10 protein-coding genes, 2 pseudogenes and 1 riboswitch are annotated in these 19,444 nt (G+C 49.7%); of the genes and pseudogenes, 3 read left to right on the top strand and 9 right to left on the bottom strand.

Features of this window, described 5'->3' with window-relative positions; genetic code table 11:
- The first annotated feature begins 302 nt into the window (after positions 1-302).
- Together C2E25_RS08030 and C2E25_RS08025 are read left to right on the top strand one after the other, a co-directional pair.
- Positions 303-1,688 carry a glutamate synthase subunit beta gene (locus C2E25_RS08030; protein WP_103115242.1) on the top strand — a complete coding sequence of 462 codons (1,386 nt, stop codon included), beginning with the start codon at positions 303-305 and terminating at the stop codon, positions 1,686-1,688.
- A 327-nt stretch (positions 1,689-2,015) separates the two neighbouring features.
- The gene (locus tag C2E25_RS08025) at positions 2,016-2,453 is read left to right on the top strand and encodes a DUF4019 domain-containing protein (RefSeq protein ID WP_158247187.1); all 438 of its coding nucleotides are present in this window, start codon (positions 2,016-2,018) and stop codon (positions 2,451-2,453) included.
- 92 nt (positions 2,454-2,545) lie between these two features.
- Here C2E25_RS08025 and C2E25_RS08020 read toward each other — a convergent pair whose 3' ends face one another.
- The 8 genes and pseudogenes from C2E25_RS08020 to C2E25_RS07980 all read right to left on the bottom strand — a co-directional run bounded on the left by C2E25_RS08020 (position 2,546) and on the right by C2E25_RS07980 (position 17,772).
- Positions 2,546-2,740 (bottom strand): DUF1059 domain-containing protein, encoded by a 195-nt coding sequence (locus C2E25_RS08020; RefSeq protein WP_103115240.1) that lies wholly within the window; start codon positions 2,738-2,740, stop codon positions 2,546-2,548.
- Positions 2,741-3,451: 711 nt separating this feature from the next.
- The gene (locus tag C2E25_RS08010; protein ID WP_103115238.1) at positions 3,452-3,835 is read right to left on the bottom strand and encodes a DUF6632 domain-containing protein; all 384 of its coding nucleotides are present in this window, start codon (positions 3,833-3,835) and stop codon (positions 3,452-3,454) included.
- Positions 3,836-4,033: 198 nt separating this feature from the next.
- Positions 4,034-4,125, bottom strand: a riboswitch (cyclic di-GMP riboswitch).
- A gap of 45 nt (positions 4,126-4,170) precedes the next feature.
- Positions 4,171-5,091, bottom strand: a complete 921-nt coding sequence (locus C2E25_RS08005) for an acyltransferase (RefSeq protein ID WP_103115237.1) — start codon at positions 5,089-5,091, stop codon at positions 4,171-4,173.
- Between the two features lie 73 nt (positions 5,092-5,164).
- Positions 5,165-5,367 (bottom strand): annotated as a pseudogene (locus C2E25_RS18100) (IS3 family transposase); the annotation flags it as partial.
- Positions 5,315-13,582 (bottom strand): carboxypeptidase regulatory-like domain-containing protein, encoded by an 8,268-nt coding sequence (locus C2E25_RS08000; RefSeq protein WP_103115236.1) that lies wholly within the window; start codon positions 13,580-13,582, stop codon positions 5,315-5,317. The pseudogene C2E25_RS18100 and the gene C2E25_RS08000, both read right to left, overlap by 53 nt.
- 262 nt (positions 13,583-13,844) lie before the next feature.
- Positions 13,845-14,303 (bottom strand): hypothetical protein, encoded by a 459-nt coding sequence (locus C2E25_RS07995; RefSeq protein WP_103115235.1) that lies wholly within the window; start codon positions 14,301-14,303, stop codon positions 13,845-13,847.
- 1,579 nt (positions 14,304-15,882) lie between these two features.
- Positions 15,883-16,257 (bottom strand): hypothetical protein, encoded by a 375-nt coding sequence (locus tag C2E25_RS07985; protein WP_146032927.1) that lies wholly within the window; start codon positions 16,255-16,257, stop codon positions 15,883-15,885.
- Between the two features lie 459 nt (positions 16,258-16,716).
- A complete protein-coding gene (locus C2E25_RS07980; RefSeq protein ID WP_146032926.1) occupies positions 16,717-17,772 on the bottom strand; it encodes a hypothetical protein in 1,056 nt (351 codons plus the stop codon).
- Between C2E25_RS07980 and C2E25_RS17830 the strand changes: the two genes are divergently transcribed.
- Positions 17,759-17,965: a hypothetical protein gene (locus C2E25_RS17830; RefSeq protein ID WP_146032925.1), complete on the top strand. Its 207-nt coding sequence runs from the start codon at positions 17,759-17,761 to the stop codon at positions 17,963-17,965. The genes C2E25_RS07980 and C2E25_RS17830 overlap by 14 nt on opposite strands.
- Before the next feature lie 550 nt (positions 17,966-18,515).
- Here the strand turns inward: C2E25_RS17830 and C2E25_RS17655 are convergent.
- Positions 18,516-19,444: pseudogene (locus tag C2E25_RS17655) on the bottom strand (hypothetical protein); the annotation flags it as partial.

Genomic DNA, 19,444 nt, shown 5'->3' with positions numbered 1-19,444 from the left:
AGGCTGGAGGCTGGAGGCTGGAGGCTGGAGGCTGGAGGCTGGAGGCTGGAGGCTGGAAAAGGGTAAAACAACAACCGTCGAAGGCAAACAGATTTATGTCGGATGCAAGGCGCATCGGCAGCGGATACCGCAGGCGTAGCGATAGCTACGTTGAGGATGGACGATACCGATGGAACGCGGCAGACGGCGTGAAGCTGTTTGCCCTGCACCAAAAGCAGGTGTAGCGGAGCTACATCGAGGATGACCGGCAAGAAGCAACGCAGCAGACGGCGTGAAGCTGTTCGCCGCCCTACGGAGACGAAATGCAAGGATTCACAGTAACAGGCCGCGAAGACCCCGCCAAAGAGGACGTCAACCAGCGGGTTCTCAACTTCGAGGAGATCTACCGGTTCTTCAACAACCGTGTGGTCAGGCGGCAGGCGGAGCGCTGCGTGCAGTGCGGCGATCCCTTCTGCACCGCGATCGGCTGTCCGCTGCAGAATTACATTCCGCAGTGGCTGGAGGCGATTGCCGAGAAAGACCTTGAGAAGGCGTTCCTGCTCTGCAACGAAACCTCGCCTTTTCCCGAGATTCTAGGCCGTATCTGCCCCCACAACCGGCTCTGCGAAGGGGCCTGCACTCTCGATGACGGCTACGGCGCGATTACCATCGGCGCCATCGAGGCTTCGATCACCGACCTCGGCTTCCGCGCCGGCTTCAAGCTTCCCTTCCCCGGTTTGACCCGCGGCAAAAAGGTTGCCGTGGTCGGCTCCGGTCCGGCCGGGATGAGCTGCGCCCATTTCCTGCTGCGAGCCGGGATCGAGGTGGTCATGTTCGAACGCTCCGATATTCCCGGCGGCCTGCTCGCCTGTGGCATTCCCGGCTTCAAACTCGACAAGTCAACAGTCAGCCACCGCTTCGACATCATGCAGCAGGCCGGCCTGACCCTGCAGCTGAACACCGCTGTCGGCAGTGACCTGTCGCTGAGCAGACTGGTGACCGACTTCGATGCCGTTTTCCTCGGCCTCGGTGCCACTAATGGCAAACGCGCCGGCATCCCCAACGAGGATCACGAACAGGTCTACCTGGCCATGGAGTTTCTCACCAGTGTCCAGCGTCGTCTTGCCGGGCGCTCCTGGATGGAACGCTTCGCCGTTCTCGGCAAGCGGGTGGTGGTTGTCGGCGGCGGTGATACCGCCATGGACTGTGTTCGCACCGCTGTTCGCGAGGGTGCCGAAAGTGTCACCTGCCTCTATCGCCGTGACGCGGACAACATGCCCGGCAGCAGCAAGGAGTTTCACAATGCCGCCGAGGAGGGCGTCCATTTCCTCTTCAACGAGGCGCCGACACGTGTGGTCCTTGATGAACAGGGCAACCTGGTCGGCATCGACGCCGTCCGCACCCGGCTCGGGGAACCCGATGACAGTGGTCGGCAGCGCGTTGAAGAGGTTGCTGACTCCGACCATTGCGTGCCGGCGGATGTCATCATCATGGCCCTCGGCTTCGACCAGGAGCCGCATCCCTTCCTGGAACAGGAGGGGATCAAACTGCAGCAGTGGGGCAACATCAAGGTCAACGCCGAAGGACGCACCAGCCACGAAAAAATCTTTTCCGGCGGCGACTGCCATCGCGGCGCCGACCTGGCGGTAACCGCCGCCGCCGAAGGACGAACGGCAGCCTTCGGGATTATGAAACAGCTCCTGGAGTAAACCACTTAACAGAGTGTTGAAAAAGTCACATTCCTCAGGCTGAGCAAAAATGTCCAGCTGCCAGGCGTCCGCCCCCCCCGCGGCACAAAGCGTAGCGGAAGCTGCGTCGTTGACGCGGGGGAAGGACAACGCCGCAGATGGGCGTTTTTCATCAGCCTGTCAGGCAATGAACCTGTTGCCCTCTCCCTCCATCCCGCTTATAGTATCCAGAATCCGCGCAGCCACGATTGACACAAGCTCGTGGATTCAGGAGTATCCCCATACAATTTGCTGTCGCCGGTTTGCCTGACACGAACCGGCAACTCGTTTTACATTCCGGAGGTTGTTTTGCTGAGAAAATACGGAATCCATGTCACCCTGCTGCTCGCCGCCCTGGCGATTATCATTCTCCCCCGCCTGCACCAGAAACCTGACCCGGCCAAGCTGGCGGAGGCAAACCGGAGCGCGACCCGGTTCCTGCAACTGGTCGACAATCAGAATTATGAACAAAGCTGGCAGGCCGCGGCCAAACTGTTGCAGGAAAAAGTTCCCAGTGAAGAGTGGATCAAGAAACTGACCAGTCTGCGCCAATGGACCGGACCGGTGGTAGAACGCAAGCAGGTTGAAGCCCGCTACACGACCGAGGCCAAGGACAGCCCCGACGGCGAGTACATCATGCTCAACTACGAATCGAAGTACCGGAATCAGCCCGACGCCAAGGAACAGATCATCGTCATGCTGGATGATGACCACCTCTGGCGCGTGGCCGGCTATTTCGTCAAATAAGCAGGGGTCGGTGAACTCACCGACCCCTCCTCTTTTCCACGCCGGAAGACTCTGTACCATTTTCCCGGCGCCGGGTTCACCTGCCGACAACCTTAATGCGTCGGCGTCCCCTCTTTGAACGTCATCGAAACCTTGGTCCTGAAGTCGGTGGTGTTCGCCATTCCGTGCATGTTGATGGCGTGCTTGATCACCGCTTCCATCAGTTCTTCGTCATTGTTTCCGGTCAGAATTTCACTGCAGTGATCATCTCCGGAAAAATCCCTGCATTCAACATATTTGCGTCCCATGACGACTCTCCTTCTCCGGCAAAATGCTTGCGAAACCGCAAAAAACTGTGACAGGTGCGGAACACCGTCCTGCCGGAGGCGGTAACCGCCCCTGTCCGCGCCTGTAGATATTTTACCGCTTCGGAGTGCCGGGGTACAGCTGATGGGCAAAAAAAGTCCCCGCAGTTCAGGAGGGTGAAACTGCGGGGAAAAGGTTGTGTGCGTGTGTTACAGGAGGGCAGAACATGAAGAAGAAATGTTCTGTTGGAAGCAATATTACCAATCTGGTTATATTTGTCAACGTTTTTTTTGAATTTTCTTTTCAAGATCAGGACCATTCACATTTCTCATGACAATTTGAATGGTTAGCAGCGAAAAAACCTTTAAAAACCTCCGCGCCAACCTTGTGATAAAATCCAAAAACCACCGATGCCAAAACTGATCACCAATCACCCTGCCCCTCATCTGCCTGGTATTGACCACCTGCCTCAGCTACCCACCGACAGAGCCGGTCGCGTTCGAACCGGACAACATCCGGATCGGGCAAACCCTACAGAGCTGCAGCGACATCTCGCGGTTGAGCCATGATACCGTCTTCGCCTGCACCGTCCAGCTCGCCCAAAGGATTGCCGCCCGCCTGCCGCCGGCGGAACGCTGAATCGTTCCCGGGGAAAACTTCGCCCCCCTCTGCCGTTCAACTGGATGAAGATGGAACCGCTTGCCAGTCTTCCACTATGTCCGGGTTCTCCTGGGCATAAGATACCAGAGAACAAATGCCACCAGAAACAACGCTGGGATATCACCCGCCAGGTTGGCCTTCTCAGTTTCATCAACCATGGCTTGAACCAGCATGATTCCAGCATGGACAATACTCGAAAATATCGTGAACCAGATAAGGCTTGCATGAGCCAAGGGATCTTTTGCAGCGCGAACCAGAAATATTCCCAGTGTAACGTAAATACCCATAATCATTTGTTCATATTCTGGCTGCGGAGGCGTCCAACTCCAACCTGAAGGCCATATCCACATCATCATTGCCGGAACGCCTGCAATGAAAATAACGCCGAATATATAAAGAGCAATCTTCAAACATCTGAGCCTGTTTTCATGCAGCATGACTATTACCCTTTCGCCCGCCCCCCCGGCTGACCACATTTCATACAGCAACTAAGGCATATTGCCAATCAAGCCAACTTTCATAAATGTCGTCATCGCGCTTTTTTCGGGCCCCGACACGATGAACTTTCCAACTTCCGGATCTATGAGGAGGCCAGAGAAACAAAAAGGCCGACACCACCATGAGGATCAATATCCTTCGGCAGTTCGGCCGTCTTCCTGTTGTTTTTGAGGAGTAAAGACCCGTAACTTTCCGCCCCTCTTCTGCGAGAGGGTTGGCTTTATCGGAAAACCTCACACCATGTCTTGTTATGCTATCTCTATAGACAGGCCTGTCAAGGAGCCTTATTCATCCTCCTTCTGCGTTTTTCAATCAGGCTCTCCAGCAGTTCATCCTTCTCCTGCCAGATTTCATTGATCCATTTCTGCACCGCCGCCCGAAAGACCGGATCGCTGCCATAATCGCCACTGCGCAAATGCTGCGGAAGCGGCCGGGAATCGATCACGACTTTGACGCTGCTTTTGTCTCCGCTGAGAAAATCCCGGAAACCGGGGACACCCTCCGGATAGTAGATGGTGATATCGACCAGTGCCTTCAGCTGTTCGCCCATGGCGCCAAGGACATACCCGGTGCCGCCGGGGCGCGGTTTGAGCAGATGTCGGTAGGGTGAGGACTGCCGTTGATGCTTGTCGGGCGTGAAGCGGGTTCCTTCCATGAAATTGAAGATCGCCGCCGGCAGGTGACGGAATTTAGCACAGGCGCGGCGAGTGGTTTCAAAATCCTTGCCCCTTTTTTCGGGGTGCTTTTTCAGGTACTGCTTACTGTAGCGCTTCATAAACGGAAAATCGAGCGCCCACCAGACCAACCCGATCACCGGAACCCAGATCAGTTCCTGCTTGAGAAAGAACTTCATCTGCGGCACGCGGCGGTTCAGCAACTGCTGGGAGATGAAAATATCGGCCCACGACTGATGGTTGCAGGTGACCAGATACCAGTTGTCGGGGCTCAATTCATTCCTGATGTCAACATCCCAGGGATTTTTTCGAACCATGCCGATCCAGAAGCCGTTGACCGTGATCCAGGAGGAGGTCATGGCGTTGAGCAGTCGGCTGCAGAACCCGCGCCAGGCGGGAAGCGGAAGAACCAGCTTGGCCAGCGCGAGACAGAAGATCGGCAGGCAGTGAAGTGCGGTGTTGCAACTGAGCAGGGTCATCGAAATGGCGACCCGCAGGGTTCTGGGCAGAGATCTGAGCATGGGCGGCAGTTTAGCCGGTCAGGGAGAGAATTTCCAGTTCAAAGTAGGGGCGACCGGAGTTGATTCCAGGCTCTTCTTCGGCTTCCGAGAGCTGTTTACCTTTGCCGGGGCGATCTCCTCAAGGTTCTCGCTATCCTGGCGAATCCATTTGTAGAGCGTGTTAGGCTGGATCTTCTGATCCTTGCCCATCGCGGCAAGAGGCTAGTCACTGCTGGTTATCAGGTTAGTCGTCTCGCTCTTGACCTCGCGAATGCTCTTCCTCATCTTCAAAACCATGCTTGTCTTCTTGATGTTTTTGTTGTTGTTTTACGGTATTTCCGCAATTTGTGGGCATATCAATCACTCGAATAATATCTATTCCTTCAAATGACATTGGGCCTATATCCCCAGTGACATGGACTAGAACTTTCTCCCCAACCGGGAGCAAGGAAATAACTTGCTCCCGTCTGAACTTGACCGTCAATTTGTTCCCGTGCTTTCCATGATGGACACGGTAAATCCGTGTTTCGGCAGGAACCACCCCTTCGAAGCGAAGTGACGAAATGTCGACCGCAGAAGCTTCATATTCATCCGGCAACACAATATCAACCTTGATCCAAGTCCCCTTGGATCTTTTGTTCAGGGTCTTCGGTTCAAATTTGATTTCCGCTTTGATGGACGCTCTTATCTGGTGGATAGTAAATGTTGCCAAGTTCATCCACTCACCATATTGTCCCCCATCAAAAGCCCTTGCCCGCCAAGAGTACGAAGTATTGTCGGTTAAAGGAGCATCCAAAGTGACAGAAGTTGTACCGTTGTCCCCTTCAGGCACACCATTTATTGCCTCGATCAATATTCCATCACGGTACACCTCGAAATCATAGGTCAGCTGACCGCTGTCTGGATCCAAGGCATTCACAACCGTCAGAGTGGGTTGGAGACTTTCCAGGCTCCGACCATCCGCCGGTGCCAAGAGCTGGGGCGCTCCCGGTGCGTCATTGGAAGTATTTACCAGAAAAGAGGCCGTTGGCATCCAACCGCTGTAGAGCGATCCATCAAAACATCTGGCGTGCCAGTAATAGGTCTGGTTTTCCGTTAGCGATAAGGGTACGGTCCAAACAGTCACATCGGGCATCTCGGCAATGTTACCCGACTGGGCAATGAGATTCGTCATGGATGCATCAGAATAAACCTCGAATACATAGAACAGATTATCCCCATCCAGATCTATTGAATTGTGAACAGACAAGGCTGGAGAGATTTCTTTGACTCCTGTGCCGTTGGAGGGATTATTCAATGTCGGTACGGTCGGTCGATCGTTGACGGTATTCACGAAAAATTCCACAGCATCTGACCAAGGACTTTCAGCCATCCCATCGCTTGCTTTGACCCGCACATAGTACCTGGAATTGTCCTTGAGTCCGCTTAAATTCCACAGAGTGGTATCCTGTCCCTCAACGACCATACCCGAGCGAATGAGATTGGCCGAATTGAAGGTCGCTTTTTCATCTGCCTCGAAATAATACGAGAGAACCGGCGAATCAGGATCCGAACTGTTAGTCACAACCACTTCAGCAGACAAATCTGAAAGAACAGAGCCGCTTACTGGCACAACGATAACCGGTGTAGAAGGGGGATCGTTGGCGGTATTGACCAGAAAACTTGCGGTTTCCGACCATGGGCCCTCCACAAGCCAGTCATCGGCCTGTACCCGCCAGTAATACCAGGTATTCTCTTGAAGATTGTTCGGGATGGCCCAGGAAGTCGTCCCCTGCCCACCTGTGATTCCTGTAGCAGACGCCACAACCTGAGAAAAATCCGGATCGAGGGAGAGCGTAAAATTATAGGTCAAGGTGGAACTGTCAGGGTCCGACGCATTGGTGACCGTGAGAACCGGCTTCAGCATACCGACGTCCGAGCCATCTGCAGGGCTCGAAACATTGGGAGCTGAAGGCGGATCATTGATCGTGTTTACTCGGAAGGATGATAGCGCCATCCAAGGACCATAAAGCTGTCCATCATAGGCCCGTGCCCGCCAGAAATAAGTTTGGTTTTCGCTCAATGCAGTGGGGACAATCCATTGCGTAATGCCGGCCATTTCGGCCACCATTCCGGTGGCAACTTGATCGGTCAGGTTGCTGTCGGCATAGACTTCATACTCATAGATCAGGTTGTCGTGGTTGGGATCGGCTGCATTGTTGACGATAAGGGCCGGAGTGAAGGTGACAACATCGGCCCCTCCCGCCGGTTCCGCAAGCGTCGGTGCGGATGGAGCACCCTCGACCCGCAGATAAGTGCTTGCAAGGGCTTGTTCCTCTCCATCGATATTGCCCAGAAGGATGACAGCGTAGTCCTTGGCGCTGTAGCTCTGAGTGTCGAAAGTGCCACTGTTGCTGAAAATACTCCCTATGGTGAGACTTGTCTGGTCGCCAATGGTGTCGTAAACAGTTTGATCAGCCATATCGACAATGCGGACAGAAAGAGCAACACTGGACAAATCTACATTGCCGACATTCACCACGCTGTAGGTGACTCTTACCGGCTCTCCGGCGAGGATGCTCTGTTTATCAAGACTTAGCTGACCCTTGAGAAGGACTGAAACAGAAGTCGTGGCGTTGATGGTAAAGTCGCGGAAAGAGTCCGCCACAACGACACCGGCGGAATTGAGAATCTGCAAAGAAACCGTATAGGTTCCGGCCGGATTGGTCCTGGTCCCCCATTGCTTATTGATCGTCTGCGTTTGGCCCTGCACAAGGCTCGGCATGGCAACCGTGGCCGAATAAAGAGATTGCCCCTGGCTGTTGGTTACCGAGATTCGGGCTGAAAGATTTTCCACCGGCGCACTGGCCGTCACCGTTGAGGTCAGAGATACCACTTCGTTGGGATTATAGGACACTTTGTCGGTAACAATATTAGCGGCAATCACATTGTTTAGAGGCGCCGGAACATAAACCACCTTTTTCGCTATCGTTTGCTCCAAGTCTCCTGTAATTTCAACTAGATATGTAGTAGCTCCAACAATCTGCAATGGATATTGCATCACCTGGCTCTCACCGGGAGCAAGGTCAATGGTCTGGACGTCGACAATAGCCCCTCCCTCAGTTGCCAGCCGCATAGCGACGGTCGCATCGACCTTCCCGCTGTTATTCAATGTTATGCAAAGGGGGAAGGAATCGTTGCCTGCGGTTTCCGGCGCGGTCACCGTGGCGGTTACCGCCGGGCTCGCAACTTCATACTGCTCGTCAATAGCTGCCAAAGTGGCGCCGTTCTGTTCGACTATTCCACCCAAGCTGTAGACGCCTTCGGCCTCCGCTGTCGCGGTAAAGCTGAAGGTATGCGTGCTATCAGCAACAAGATCGAAAGTCTCGCTATGTAGGGGGGCACTGCCAGCGGTGGTGTCAGCAATGTTCAGACTCAACCCGGTGGTACCGCCGCTCGACAGGCTTAGCACTTCCCCACTGATGCTGACGGTTTCGCCGGGTCGGTAGATTTTTTTGTCTGTGGCCAGAACAATCTGGATATTGCCCTGCTCCACATAGAAAGGATATTCGGCCGAAGTAACGATTTGCCCGGTAGAGGAGTACAGCAGGCCTTGCAGGAAAAATTTACCCGTCGTTCCCAGAGCGCCTATGGTGTTGACTGGCGAGAAGGTTTCACCCTGAGCCAGATTGGCTGGAATAGTGGTCTGCCAGAGAATATCACCGGCCTGATGTCCCCGAGTCACGGAAACCTCATAAAGCGTCGGGGAGACTGTCGTATCGGTGGTTGCCAGAGTCGTTTCCACCTCGAGCCAACGCCCTTCGGGGCTGGTGATGGGCGAACCGCTCACAGTCAGATAGTCGCTCCAGACAGCGCTGGCCAAGCCCGCTTCGGTGTCAGCGGAGCGAGTCCGAAATTTGATGGAGGTTCCGCTGGGGATGTCGCCCTGGAAATCAAGATTTCCCCAGGTCCCAGAACGGCCGCTGTCGTATCTCAACTTCAGAGTTCCGGATTGGGGATACGTATGTGAAACAACCGTGAAGTTGTCGTAAAGCACCTGAACGTTTCCACCCTGTCCGAAACACATCAGGGTAAAACCGGCAGGGCCGGAAGGTCGCCCGCCGAAACTGTAGGCTCTGATCCAACGGCTGCCGTTCCAATAATAGACGTAGTAGTTGCTACCAACACGGGTAATGCGCAGTCTGCCGTTGAGCCTGGCACCGCCGACGTTGGTGTAGCTGCCATAGGAATCTATCGTCCCATAGGTGGGCGAGAAGCCCCAAACGTCAATACGGGTATTCCAAGAGGGAGTAAAGACCTGCAACCCTGCGGCATGATTGTTGCCACCATAATTCCAGGGGCTGATGATATTGTAATCAACCTGAGTGTCGAAGTCGCCCGTCACTCTGAATTTGGTCGTCAGGTTGTTGGAAATCCAGTTGCGTGCGGGATTGGACGGCAGGCTGAGTTGTACGGTCCCGTTCTGTTCGAGAGGAGGATAATCCGTCAGGGAACTCGAACGGGAAGAGTTCCATCGGTCGGGATTGAAAACACCATCATCGAAATCATCATCCATGGCGACAAGGGTGACAGCGTCGGGTACTTCAACGGTGTCAACCCCAGAACCTCTTCCCTGTTGGAAGTCGTTTTGACTGGTCCATGTTTTCCTCTGCAGATTGCCGGTGGCTGCCGTTACCTGAAGAAGGAGAGTCCCATTGACCAAGGGGACCTCGCCATTGATAACACTGCTGAGGCCGGTAATGGTTTCTGTCTGCAAATAAGTCTGCTTGTCGGTTTGCACCTGAAGAGTGCCTGTCACACCCTGAATGGTGATTGGAGTCGGGACTGTGGCCTCCTCTCCCGTGCTGAGGTCTTTGTAGTAGACCACCAGACGATATTGACCATCCACGCTCCCCGTCGGTACCGACAGAGACAAAGTCAGAGACGATCCGGCGGCTACCACGCCGGTCACAGTCCGCTCGGCCACCAACATCCCTTGGGCGTCGTAAAGGCTCAGCCGACATTGAGTCCGGGTATCGGCTCCGCCATTGTTGAGGATCTTGGGAGTGATGGTTTCGCCCGCAAGATAAGCGGTGTCTGCGAGAGGAGCAAGGCTTAGGTCCGAGTCCGAAATGGCAAACTGAGTGGTTTTGACCAGGCTGGACCCCGACGGCAATGTCACCGTGATGGTCGCGCCGTGCAGTCCTGCCGTCAGGCTTGCCGGGATTGTAAAACCATAGAGCAAAGCGGCGGGATCCGTGCTACCGACGCGTGGGGCGGGAACCAGAATCTTGGTTTCTTCGTAGCCGGCATCGGGCACTGAGACTGTAACTGGCAACCCCGTCCCTGCCGTGTCGAATTCGAACCGGCCGGCGTTACTCAGATACACTGTCAGATTGGCGGTCGCACCGACCCGGTGCGAAGCACTGCTGAAGAGCGGGTCGATGATCAAAGAATTCGGCAACGGGACATCGACCGTCGGACCTTGGTGGGTTTCATCACTCAGGGTGTAGGAGAGGGTGTAGTTTCCGAATTTGAGGTCGGGAATCGCAATCTGACATGGCAAATTCAGGCTATCGCCCAAAGCGAGGCTGAACGATTGGCTGGTCGAGAAGACCACCTGGCCGTCGGGATCCTTAAGCGCAACGGCCAGAACTCCGGCCGAAACCGCCAGAGTACCGACATTATGCAGGTTGAAGGACACCGTGTTGGCGCCAGAAACGAAGGCTGTAGGCAGGGTCGGTGTTACGCTGACCCGACTAACAGCCACACCAAAGGTCTTTGAACCACTCCCCAGCCGGGTACCGTCTGCATCAAAGGCCTCGGCCGTTACCCGGAACAACCCGCTCTGCAGATCCGCCGGCAGAGCGATGTTGAACGACCGAGCGGTGGTCCCGGTTGCGGGAAGAGTGACATCCAGAACTGATTCGAAAAGACTGCCCCCAGCGGGATCGACAACAAACAGGTGCAGCGAGAGCGGATGGGTGACGTCCTCCTGGTTTTTGAGATAAACCGTGACGATACCCGTCTCCCCTTTCTGGTAGTCCTCTTTATCGGTCTGCACTGCCAAATCGACCGTTGCCCGCGGTGTGGTGGATAGTGCAGGATTGAAAACCAGAATGCCGCCCGCTTCGAGGGGAGCGGAAATGCGAGCGTCCTGGTAGCCGGGCTTAGTCACGACACGGGCTGATACTATGACCGTCCCCGGATTGACATTGTCCAGACGATAACTGCCATCTGCCGCTGTGAAAACCTGCCGGGCGTCGGATCCGCTCGTCTGCACTTCGACCCCGGCGAAAGGCCCGTCGGCATCGCTGTCCCACACCCTTCCCTGGATGGTGGCCGGCAAAGGATACATCCCCAGACCGATATTCCCGACATCGTTCACTTGGCCGGCCGTAATTGTGGTCGTGAGAGTGCGCGCAGCATATCCGGGAGACACCAGCTCGATTTGCTGGATTCCGCTCGCCACGGCGGGGAAAATGAAGTTGCCAGCGGAGTCAGTGACGCAGTTTGTCGCCGGGTCACTCATCAGGGTCAGGGCGACCCCCGCCAGGGGTGTCCCCAGTGAAGCATCGACCACCTTCCCTTTGACGGATCCGGCAAACAATTTGGGAGACAGAACAATATCGAAGGACTGGGTCCATGGAGCAGTGTTGATGGTAAAGGTTTTGCCGATGTAACCGTCGGCAGACGCCTTGACAGTAATCTGGGCCGGGTGGTCGATGTTGGCTATAGCGTAGGTGCCGGAAAAATCGGAGCTACCGGCAAGCATGGTACCATCGACCGAAATCGTTGCCCCCGGAACCGGCGCACCCGACTCAGCGTCGGTCACCTTGCCAGTCAAAGTCATCTTCGAGACCGACATTTCCAGACGGATTGTTCCCAGGTCGGTGGTAACGCCAGGGGCGATCACTACGCGGAAGGTTTGGCTGGCGAAGCCATTCATGCCGACCGTTACCTGATAGGTGTTGGGAGCAAGATCAGGAATGTCGAATCGGCCGCCGTTGTCGGGGTCGGGTTCCACCGCAATGCCACCCGAAAGGGTCACTGTCACTCCTTTCTCATCGGGGAGATGGTCTATGGGCACACCCCAGGTAGCTTCGACAACCCGGCCGACCAATCTTCCGGTTGTGGTCTGGGACGACGCGGTATCCAATCGCGGCGAGAACGTTAGAGTGGTTCTGGCAAAAACGGTTCCAGTGACGGTGACATTCTGATAACCGTCTTTCGCTGCGGTGATGACCACTTCACCGGGGGTTACGTAGCTAAAGACGAAACTACCGTCTGCTTCAGTCACGGTATTTCCGCTCCAGGCACCGTTAACGCTGACAGCAACGTCGGCCAACGGCCGGCCCATCGAGTCGGTGATCATGCCGGCGATGATGCCCGTAGAATAGCTCGAAACCATCACGATGTTTCCCAGGTTGGCTGTCGTATCGACCGCCACCGTTACGGTCGCGGTAGCCGGCTTATAGCCTTCCAGGGAAAAATTTACCTGTTGGGACCCTGCCGGTACGTCGTTCAGGATGAAGCTGCCATCAATAGCAGTGGTTACCCAAACCAACGGATTGCTTGCCAGAACCACTTTGACCCCGTCGAGCCGCTGATGAGTCGTCGCATCAACCAAAATGCCGGCAATGGTTCCGGCCGGCGGTGGCGATGGAGGTGGAGAGGGCTTGCTCTCGGACAGATAGAGAGCCCTGATCGCCAGCGCTGTAGAATAGGGATCGTCGTTCCAAGACCCGTCAGCGGCCTGAGTTGCTGTCAGATAGTTCACCGTTTCCGTTGTCACTGCCGGATCATCGAAAACGGCCGCCAGGGCAGCATAGGCCAAAGCGGTTTCGTAAACAGTGGAGAGAGAGCTGCCAAAACCGCCATCGGCGTTCTGGTGCTTCAGCAGAAAGATGCCGGCCTTGCTGACGGCTGTGGCGATGGAGGTTATCTGGGGAAATTGCTGAAGAGTGGATGAGACCACGGCCGTCAGATAAACGCTGCTGGCGTCTCCCGGAAGAAATCCCCACCCCCCGTCAGCATTCTGCTGGTTGGTGAGAAAAGCCAAGGCAGCGTTAATGGTGGAGATATCGCCGCTGCCAGTAGCCTGAAGGGCTTGAAGAGCATAGGCAGTGTCGAGAATGTTAACGGCATAACCGTCGTAACCGCCCCACCCACCCTTGAGCACATCAAGGGCTGGCAGCAGGGCATCGACACTACCGTCGGTCAGTTCTAGGGCGAGGATTCTTTTGGCGATGAAATCAACAGACTGTGGCGACTGAGCTTGAAGCCAGGATATCCCTGCACTATAAGCCACACCTCCAATCTGGTTCAGGAGCTTCAGAGATTCTAAGGCTGCCGTCGTGGCGACAGTGGTTTCGACCTGGGAGTTGGTGCTGTCCCAGTTGCCATTTGGACTCTGGGCGGAGGTGAGATAGGCGAGGCCAGTGGCAATTTGAGGGAGTTGAGCCTGAGCGTTGTTCGCCAAAATTACAAGGCAAAATATCGCGCCGACCAGGGCCAGACACTTTCTGAGCATATTCCCTCCGTGTTGTCAATCATCATCAACTTTTCAAAGTATAAGCGAATGCCAGCAGAAAATTTCAGTTTCGATTTTTTGCGTCAAATGTGCGTGTTGGGCCCGATATGACTCTAAAATAAGTAATTTTTCCCAACACCGCATATCCGTCTCTGCCTAGTTGCTATAGTGACTATCTTGGCAAGATGTTGGGCGTGCCATCTAGCGATGAGTAAATTATATGGGTATCATTCTCGCCACATCGACGCATGAATATGCCAATCTAGCTGATAAATAAAACTATGACGTAAGAGGTAACAACAACAAAAACATAAATCGACAACAACATTAAATTAGAATAACAATCGTACTTGTCTTTTTTTATTACAGAAATTTTTGGAAACTTTTTTAAGTAGTAAATTTTACATCTTCCACTCCTGAGGACATCTAAAAATGGATCATGATCTATTTCAACCTTGCTATACTGCCTGTCAAGCAGACTCAAACTAATTCTTTTCGATACGTATGTTTTACCGTTTTCAGTAAATTCATACAAAACATCTATATAGTTATTTTGCGCATTCTCTGAGCTCTCAGAAACTATTCCAAAGTTTCTTTTTTTCATTGTAAATTTCAATATATTTGCATCAGCCGTACCCCATAAGTTGTTGCGCAAAATTAAATACACTCTCACCAACAGATATAATATTGGCAATATTAAAATTACTGTTATGAACAACATCCGCTCTATCCATTATAATGTTAAGAATTAAAAACAGCTTTGCCATATTAAGGCCTATAAAAATATTTATCCGGATAAAATCGATATTTATTTAAATACATCTACTCCAAACTTCAAAAAACAAGCTAAATATATAAAACAAAAACGTTATTACCAATTCTGAGCTAAAACAGCCATTGTAATTAATTTAAACAAAATCAATATAAATAGCCGAAACTAACCACTATAAAAATTTACAATCAATCACATAAATAAATTTACAATTTTTACATAAAAAACAATAACAACAAAAATAGCAATTACTACACAATCATATTTGTCAAAGAATGATTTTAATGTATTATATTTTTTCATGTCATTATCCGAATACAGAAAAGGCAAACTAAGCAACAATGAGCAAAGGACCACCAACTCATCAAATGTATCAAATGCGTTGATTTCAAAAAACCATAAAATACTTGGTAAAAACCAAATAACAGATAGAACCAATAGGGATTTTGCTTTTTTCTAACAAAGAAATATATAAACAGCAATGAAACAAAGGCCATTTTTTGTGAAAATTCGTCCATCAACATAAATCGGCACCTCTTTCACGAACAACAATTAGGCCAACTTGCATAAATTCAGCAAAAACATATAAACCTATCAAAATCAACATTGTCATTTGACCTAAAAAAACAACAAAGGGCGCCACCAAAAAAATACTTAATAAAAACTACACAAGCGATTAAGTAAACTATAAAGCGACAAGCAACTGGCCTCAAACCAGAGAACAACCTTCTCTCATCGGACACAAAACATTATAATGCAATAGTAAATTACAATATGATTTCAGCAATTTACACTTACCTAACTTTAGAAAAACTTACAACTCAAATCATCATTCAATTAATACAACAATGGCGTACGACACAACCAACACTGATACATATGTCAACAAAAGAACTAAATTTGAAACACTATCATATGGCTTTTTTTCTAATACAGATATTTTGGGGAATTTCTTCAAATAATAAACACAACATTTATTGCTTTTTAGGTATTTAATGAACGGATCATGCCCTACCTCTATCTTGCTATATTGCCTGTCTACCAAACCTAAGTTTATCCTTTTTGATACATAAGTTTTCCCATTTACGACATAGGAATAAAGTATTTGAATATAGATGTTGTGGGCATTCTCCATCCCTTCAGACAAAGATCCATAGCTTTTCTTAACCATGTCAAATTTCAATATTTTACATTCGGTTTTATCCCACAAATCATCCTTCAATATCAAATATATCCTAACAGCCAAGTAAACAACAGGGATCGACAAAAAAAACAGAGCTATCAACATAGTCCACCTGTAAGTTTATACCTTTCTTTATTAACAACCATATTAAGAAAATAATTCAAAGCAATTCCCAATAGAACAACGTAGATAATAGGAATAGTCACTGATACAGAAATAAAAACGACTCTTATAAAATCAACAAATGCATATAAATACGACAAAACCGACAGAGTCGAACAAATCTTTGGACTTGTCTCCAATATTTAAATCCATGTCTACATAAACAACGATATTTTTTTAATTTTAATTTAAAAATTTAACTAGATAAACAAATGGAAAAAATATAGCAACAAACCAAAAGATAATATTTGAAACTTTAATATATCCATTCGCTATTTCAACAGCCTTTTCACCTTTTATTGGAAAAAGTGAGTAAATACCTATGTTAAGACACTTTTTTTCAATAGCCTCCTTGGCGACTTTATGAGTTAGTTTTCTAAGAAAACAGGATATTGTTAATGCAATTGTATAAATAATGATGAATACGATAGAAGACTCAGACATAAAACTCTCCGTTAAAAAATAGGAGGTTTTTTTGTAAGACCAAAAAATTAAGTAATCGGCAACAGCAGCAGCCCCATAAAGAATAGTAGCTATCAATGTTTTATATGTAGACATAAAAACAACCAGACAAACAACGTACGGAATTGAACCAAAGAACTAATTTTCATCAATCAAATTTCCAAGGATTAAAATATTAAATTAATTAAACACATTTATTCTAACCACAAGCCAAACAAGACCCAAACAAAAAATTACCAAGCAATCAAGCCTGTCCATTTCAACAAACTCGGCTAATGAAAAACCGGATCGTTCAAAAGTTAATAATTCATTTAGACTTAAAGCAAAACCAAGCAATAGCATGATTGTCAAAATAAAAAAATCAGACGTCTTGTCTAAATTAAAAAACACAGACAAAACCACATAAGATAACAACGACATCGATAAAAACAAAAATGTTTTTCTTTTTTTTCTTATATATAGGTACAATAGACACAAAAATACAAAAAACATTCTCAACTGAAATAAGTATTCAACACATTTAGACACAACAAACCACCCCTTAAGAAGGTCTACTTATGTAAATATTTGACAATATATTTTTCTATTGTTTTTTATATTTGTTACAGAAAAAATATCATGATATGACAACAGCCATAAAATAAAAATAATTATACCTGCTATTGTCCCTAAAAAACCTGACAACACTAAACCACCAGTTAATAACGCAAACATGAAATCCTGAAGTCCTGACAACAAAACTTCTTTAAAATTATCTGAAAAAAATATCCCTATCCCAGCGCCAGTCAATACTCCAACCATAACTGCACATACTTGAGCAAACAAAATACCGTATGCTGCCATTACGCCTAACGCACCGGCAACAAACACCATTGGTACCGGCAAAATGCAAAATAGCAGTAGAGCAATTACCCAGAAAGCGACAACAACCCATGTAAATACTGCTCCACTGAGGCCCCCACTGATCATATACGCCCCAGCTCCGGTCTCAGGATTGGTAATAATATATCCACACCCCACCCATCCATTGAAGCTGATGTTGGATTGTGAAACCGTAACCACCTTGCCGGCATTGACGGCATTCTGGATATCCGTTTTCACTTGCTGGCCAACCTGCAGCTTTGGCAGAACCGTCGTGATGTTGGCCTGATTGACCGTGTAAATGGGGATGCCTCGATCGTTGGCGATCTTCAACGCTTTAACTGTACTGATTCCTTCTACCGGATTATCTGGAGTCGAAAATAGCTCTTCCGGAACCTTGTGCTCTAGCACAGAAGAGGTCATACCGCTGCTGAGCATATACTGTTTGACCGTATCCGTGTTGCCGTCCCGGGCCTTGGCCACCTGCATCAGGTAGTCGGCATCCATGTTGAGCCCACCGGGTTGAACCAGCCGGGGAATTCCCCACAGGGTGAGCACCTTGAGCTTGGTGGCGAAAATGGTCTCGGACGGCAGGGTGATGGCGTTGACTCCCATGGTCTTGGCGGTAATCTGGTTCATGGCGTCGAGTTCGACATGATAGCTCATGGCGGTGGCGGTGAGCAGGTCACCGACTAGATTCTCTTTGTCGAGTCCGACCAGGTCTGCGCTTTCGAGTTTGGCCCTGGTCATCTCCCAGATTGGATTTGAGGGCGGTCAGCTGACTGGAGCTGATACGGCCAAGGTTGAGACCGATGGCCTGATAAACCCCAGCATCGAGATAGTCGAGTCCATGCAAAACCAATCAGAACAACTTGAGAATCAGGTTAAATTGTCAAAGAACAACTCCGATGGGCCGAAAAAAGGTTCCGGCCTGACTGATTGAAAAACAAAACGCGTCTCGGGGAAATGTTCTCTCAATGGCTTAGACATCTACCTATTCATAGATTTTTGCATTAACGGCCTTTTTCTTAATTTCTAACAAAAAAAATGCACTCTTCTCAAACCAGCTGCCAACTATAAAATAGTCATTATCCATTCCTCTAAAAAAAGAAATAGTAATAAACACATAACCAGACACGTGACTTTTTTTTATGTTTACCTCGCTAATACTTTCCCATGGTATTTTTTTGCATTTAAAAAAATATGGCTTTGTAATATATTTATTACAAATATCAATCCTCACAAACAAGAGAACAAAAAATACAAAAGAGCTAACCATACATAAAAAAGAGAACGCCAATGTTTCAGTGCTTTTTGAATCGTATATAAAAACAAAAACAGAAAGAGAAAATAAAACAAGAAAAGGAAACACTGTTAATCTCTTATTCATTCTATATGTAGCCATAAAAACAACCTATAAATGTAATCCATGATTGACAATATGCGACAAGCAACCCACAACAGATCAAAGAAAAACTTTCCAGTCAATCACATCAAGCTGCTGTAAATTGGACTTGTCTCTTATTGTTCCTATTATGTTTTCTCTGAAAAGACGTGACACGTGTTTCAATTAAATAGATAGCAAGCAAAGCTAACAAAGTTATGACCATAAATGTTATTACGATGGCGACTACTGCAGCAACCGGACTTAGTAATGAAATTATGGGCCCCCCAGCCTTCACCAAGGCCACTGTTGCCAACAACCAAGTTCCTATTTCTAGAGACTTTTGGAGTAGACTCAAGTCATCATCTATGACTATGCTATTCACTGTAATAGCAAAGCCCAAAACGGTTAGTCCCTTTGAAATAATTACTGCAAACTCACCAAAAAGCGGTCTAATTGCGGATTTCCACTCTGGCACGCCCAATAAAGCATCAAGTATTCCTGTAAATGCGGCTGAAGCCAACGCAGGAATAGCGCCCCCGCTCCCACCCCCACTAATCATATACGCCCCGGCCCCGGTCTCTGGGTTAAGAATGATATAGCCGCAACCGCTCCAGCCGTTGAAGTTGACGTTGCTCTCGGAGACGGTGACCTCTTTACCGGCATTGACGGCATTCTGGATATCCGTTTTCACTTGCTGGCCAACCTGCAGCTTTGGCAGAACCGTCGTGATGTTGGCCTGATTGACCGTGTAAATGGGGATGCCTCGATCGTTGGCGATCTTCAACGCTTTAACTGTACTGATTCCTTCTACCGGATTATCTGGAGTCGAAAATAGCTCTTCCGGAACCTTGTGCTCTAGCACAGAAGAGGTCATACCGCTGCTGAGCATATACTGTTTGACCGTATCCGTGTTGCCGTCCTTTGCCTTGGCCACCTGCATCAGGTAGTCGGCATCCATGTTGAGCCCGCCGGGTTGAACCAGCCGGGGAATTCCCCACAGGGTGAGCACCTTGAGCTTGGTGGCGAAAATGGTTT

The sequence above is a fragment of the Geothermobacter hydrogeniphilus genome, assembly GCF_002898515.1.
Lineage (GTDB): Bacteria > Desulfobacterota > Desulfuromonadia > Desulfuromonadales > Geothermobacteraceae > Geothermobacter_A.
The sequence above is the reverse complement of the archived record's forward strand: the minus strand, read 5'-3'. Positions and strand labels throughout refer to the sequence as shown.

Bases quoted from the DNA above. Each gene is read 5' to 3' on its own strand.
- C2E25_RS07980 (WP_146032926.1), bottom strand. From the start codon at position 17,772: ATGACCAGGGCCAAACTCGAAAGCGCAGACCTGGTCGGACTCGACAAA.
- C2E25_RS08010 (WP_103115238.1), bottom strand. From the start codon at position 3,835: ATGCTGCATGAAAACAGGCTCAGATGTTTGAAGATTGCTCTTTATATA.
- C2E25_RS08000 (WP_103115236.1), bottom strand. From the start codon at position 13,582: ATGCTCAGAAAGTGTCTGGCCCTGGTCGGCGCGATATTTTGCCTTGTA.
- C2E25_RS08005 (WP_103115237.1), bottom strand. From the start codon at position 5,091: ATGCTCAGATCTCTGCCCAGAACCCTGCGGGTCGCCATTTCGATGACC.
- C2E25_RS08030 (WP_103115242.1), top strand. From the start codon at position 303: ATGCAAGGATTCACAGTAACAGGCCGCGAAGACCCCGCCAAAGAGGAC.
- C2E25_RS08020 (WP_103115240.1), bottom strand. From the start codon at position 2,740: ATGGGACGCAAATATGTTGAATGCAGGGATTTTTCCGGAGATGATCAC.
- C2E25_RS07995 (WP_103115235.1), bottom strand. From the start codon at position 14,303: ATGTTGTTCATAACAGTAATTTTAATATTGCCAATATTATATCTGTTG.
- C2E25_RS07985 (WP_146032927.1), bottom strand. From the start codon at position 16,257: ATGTCTACATATAAAACATTGATAGCTACTATTCTTTATGGGGCTGCT.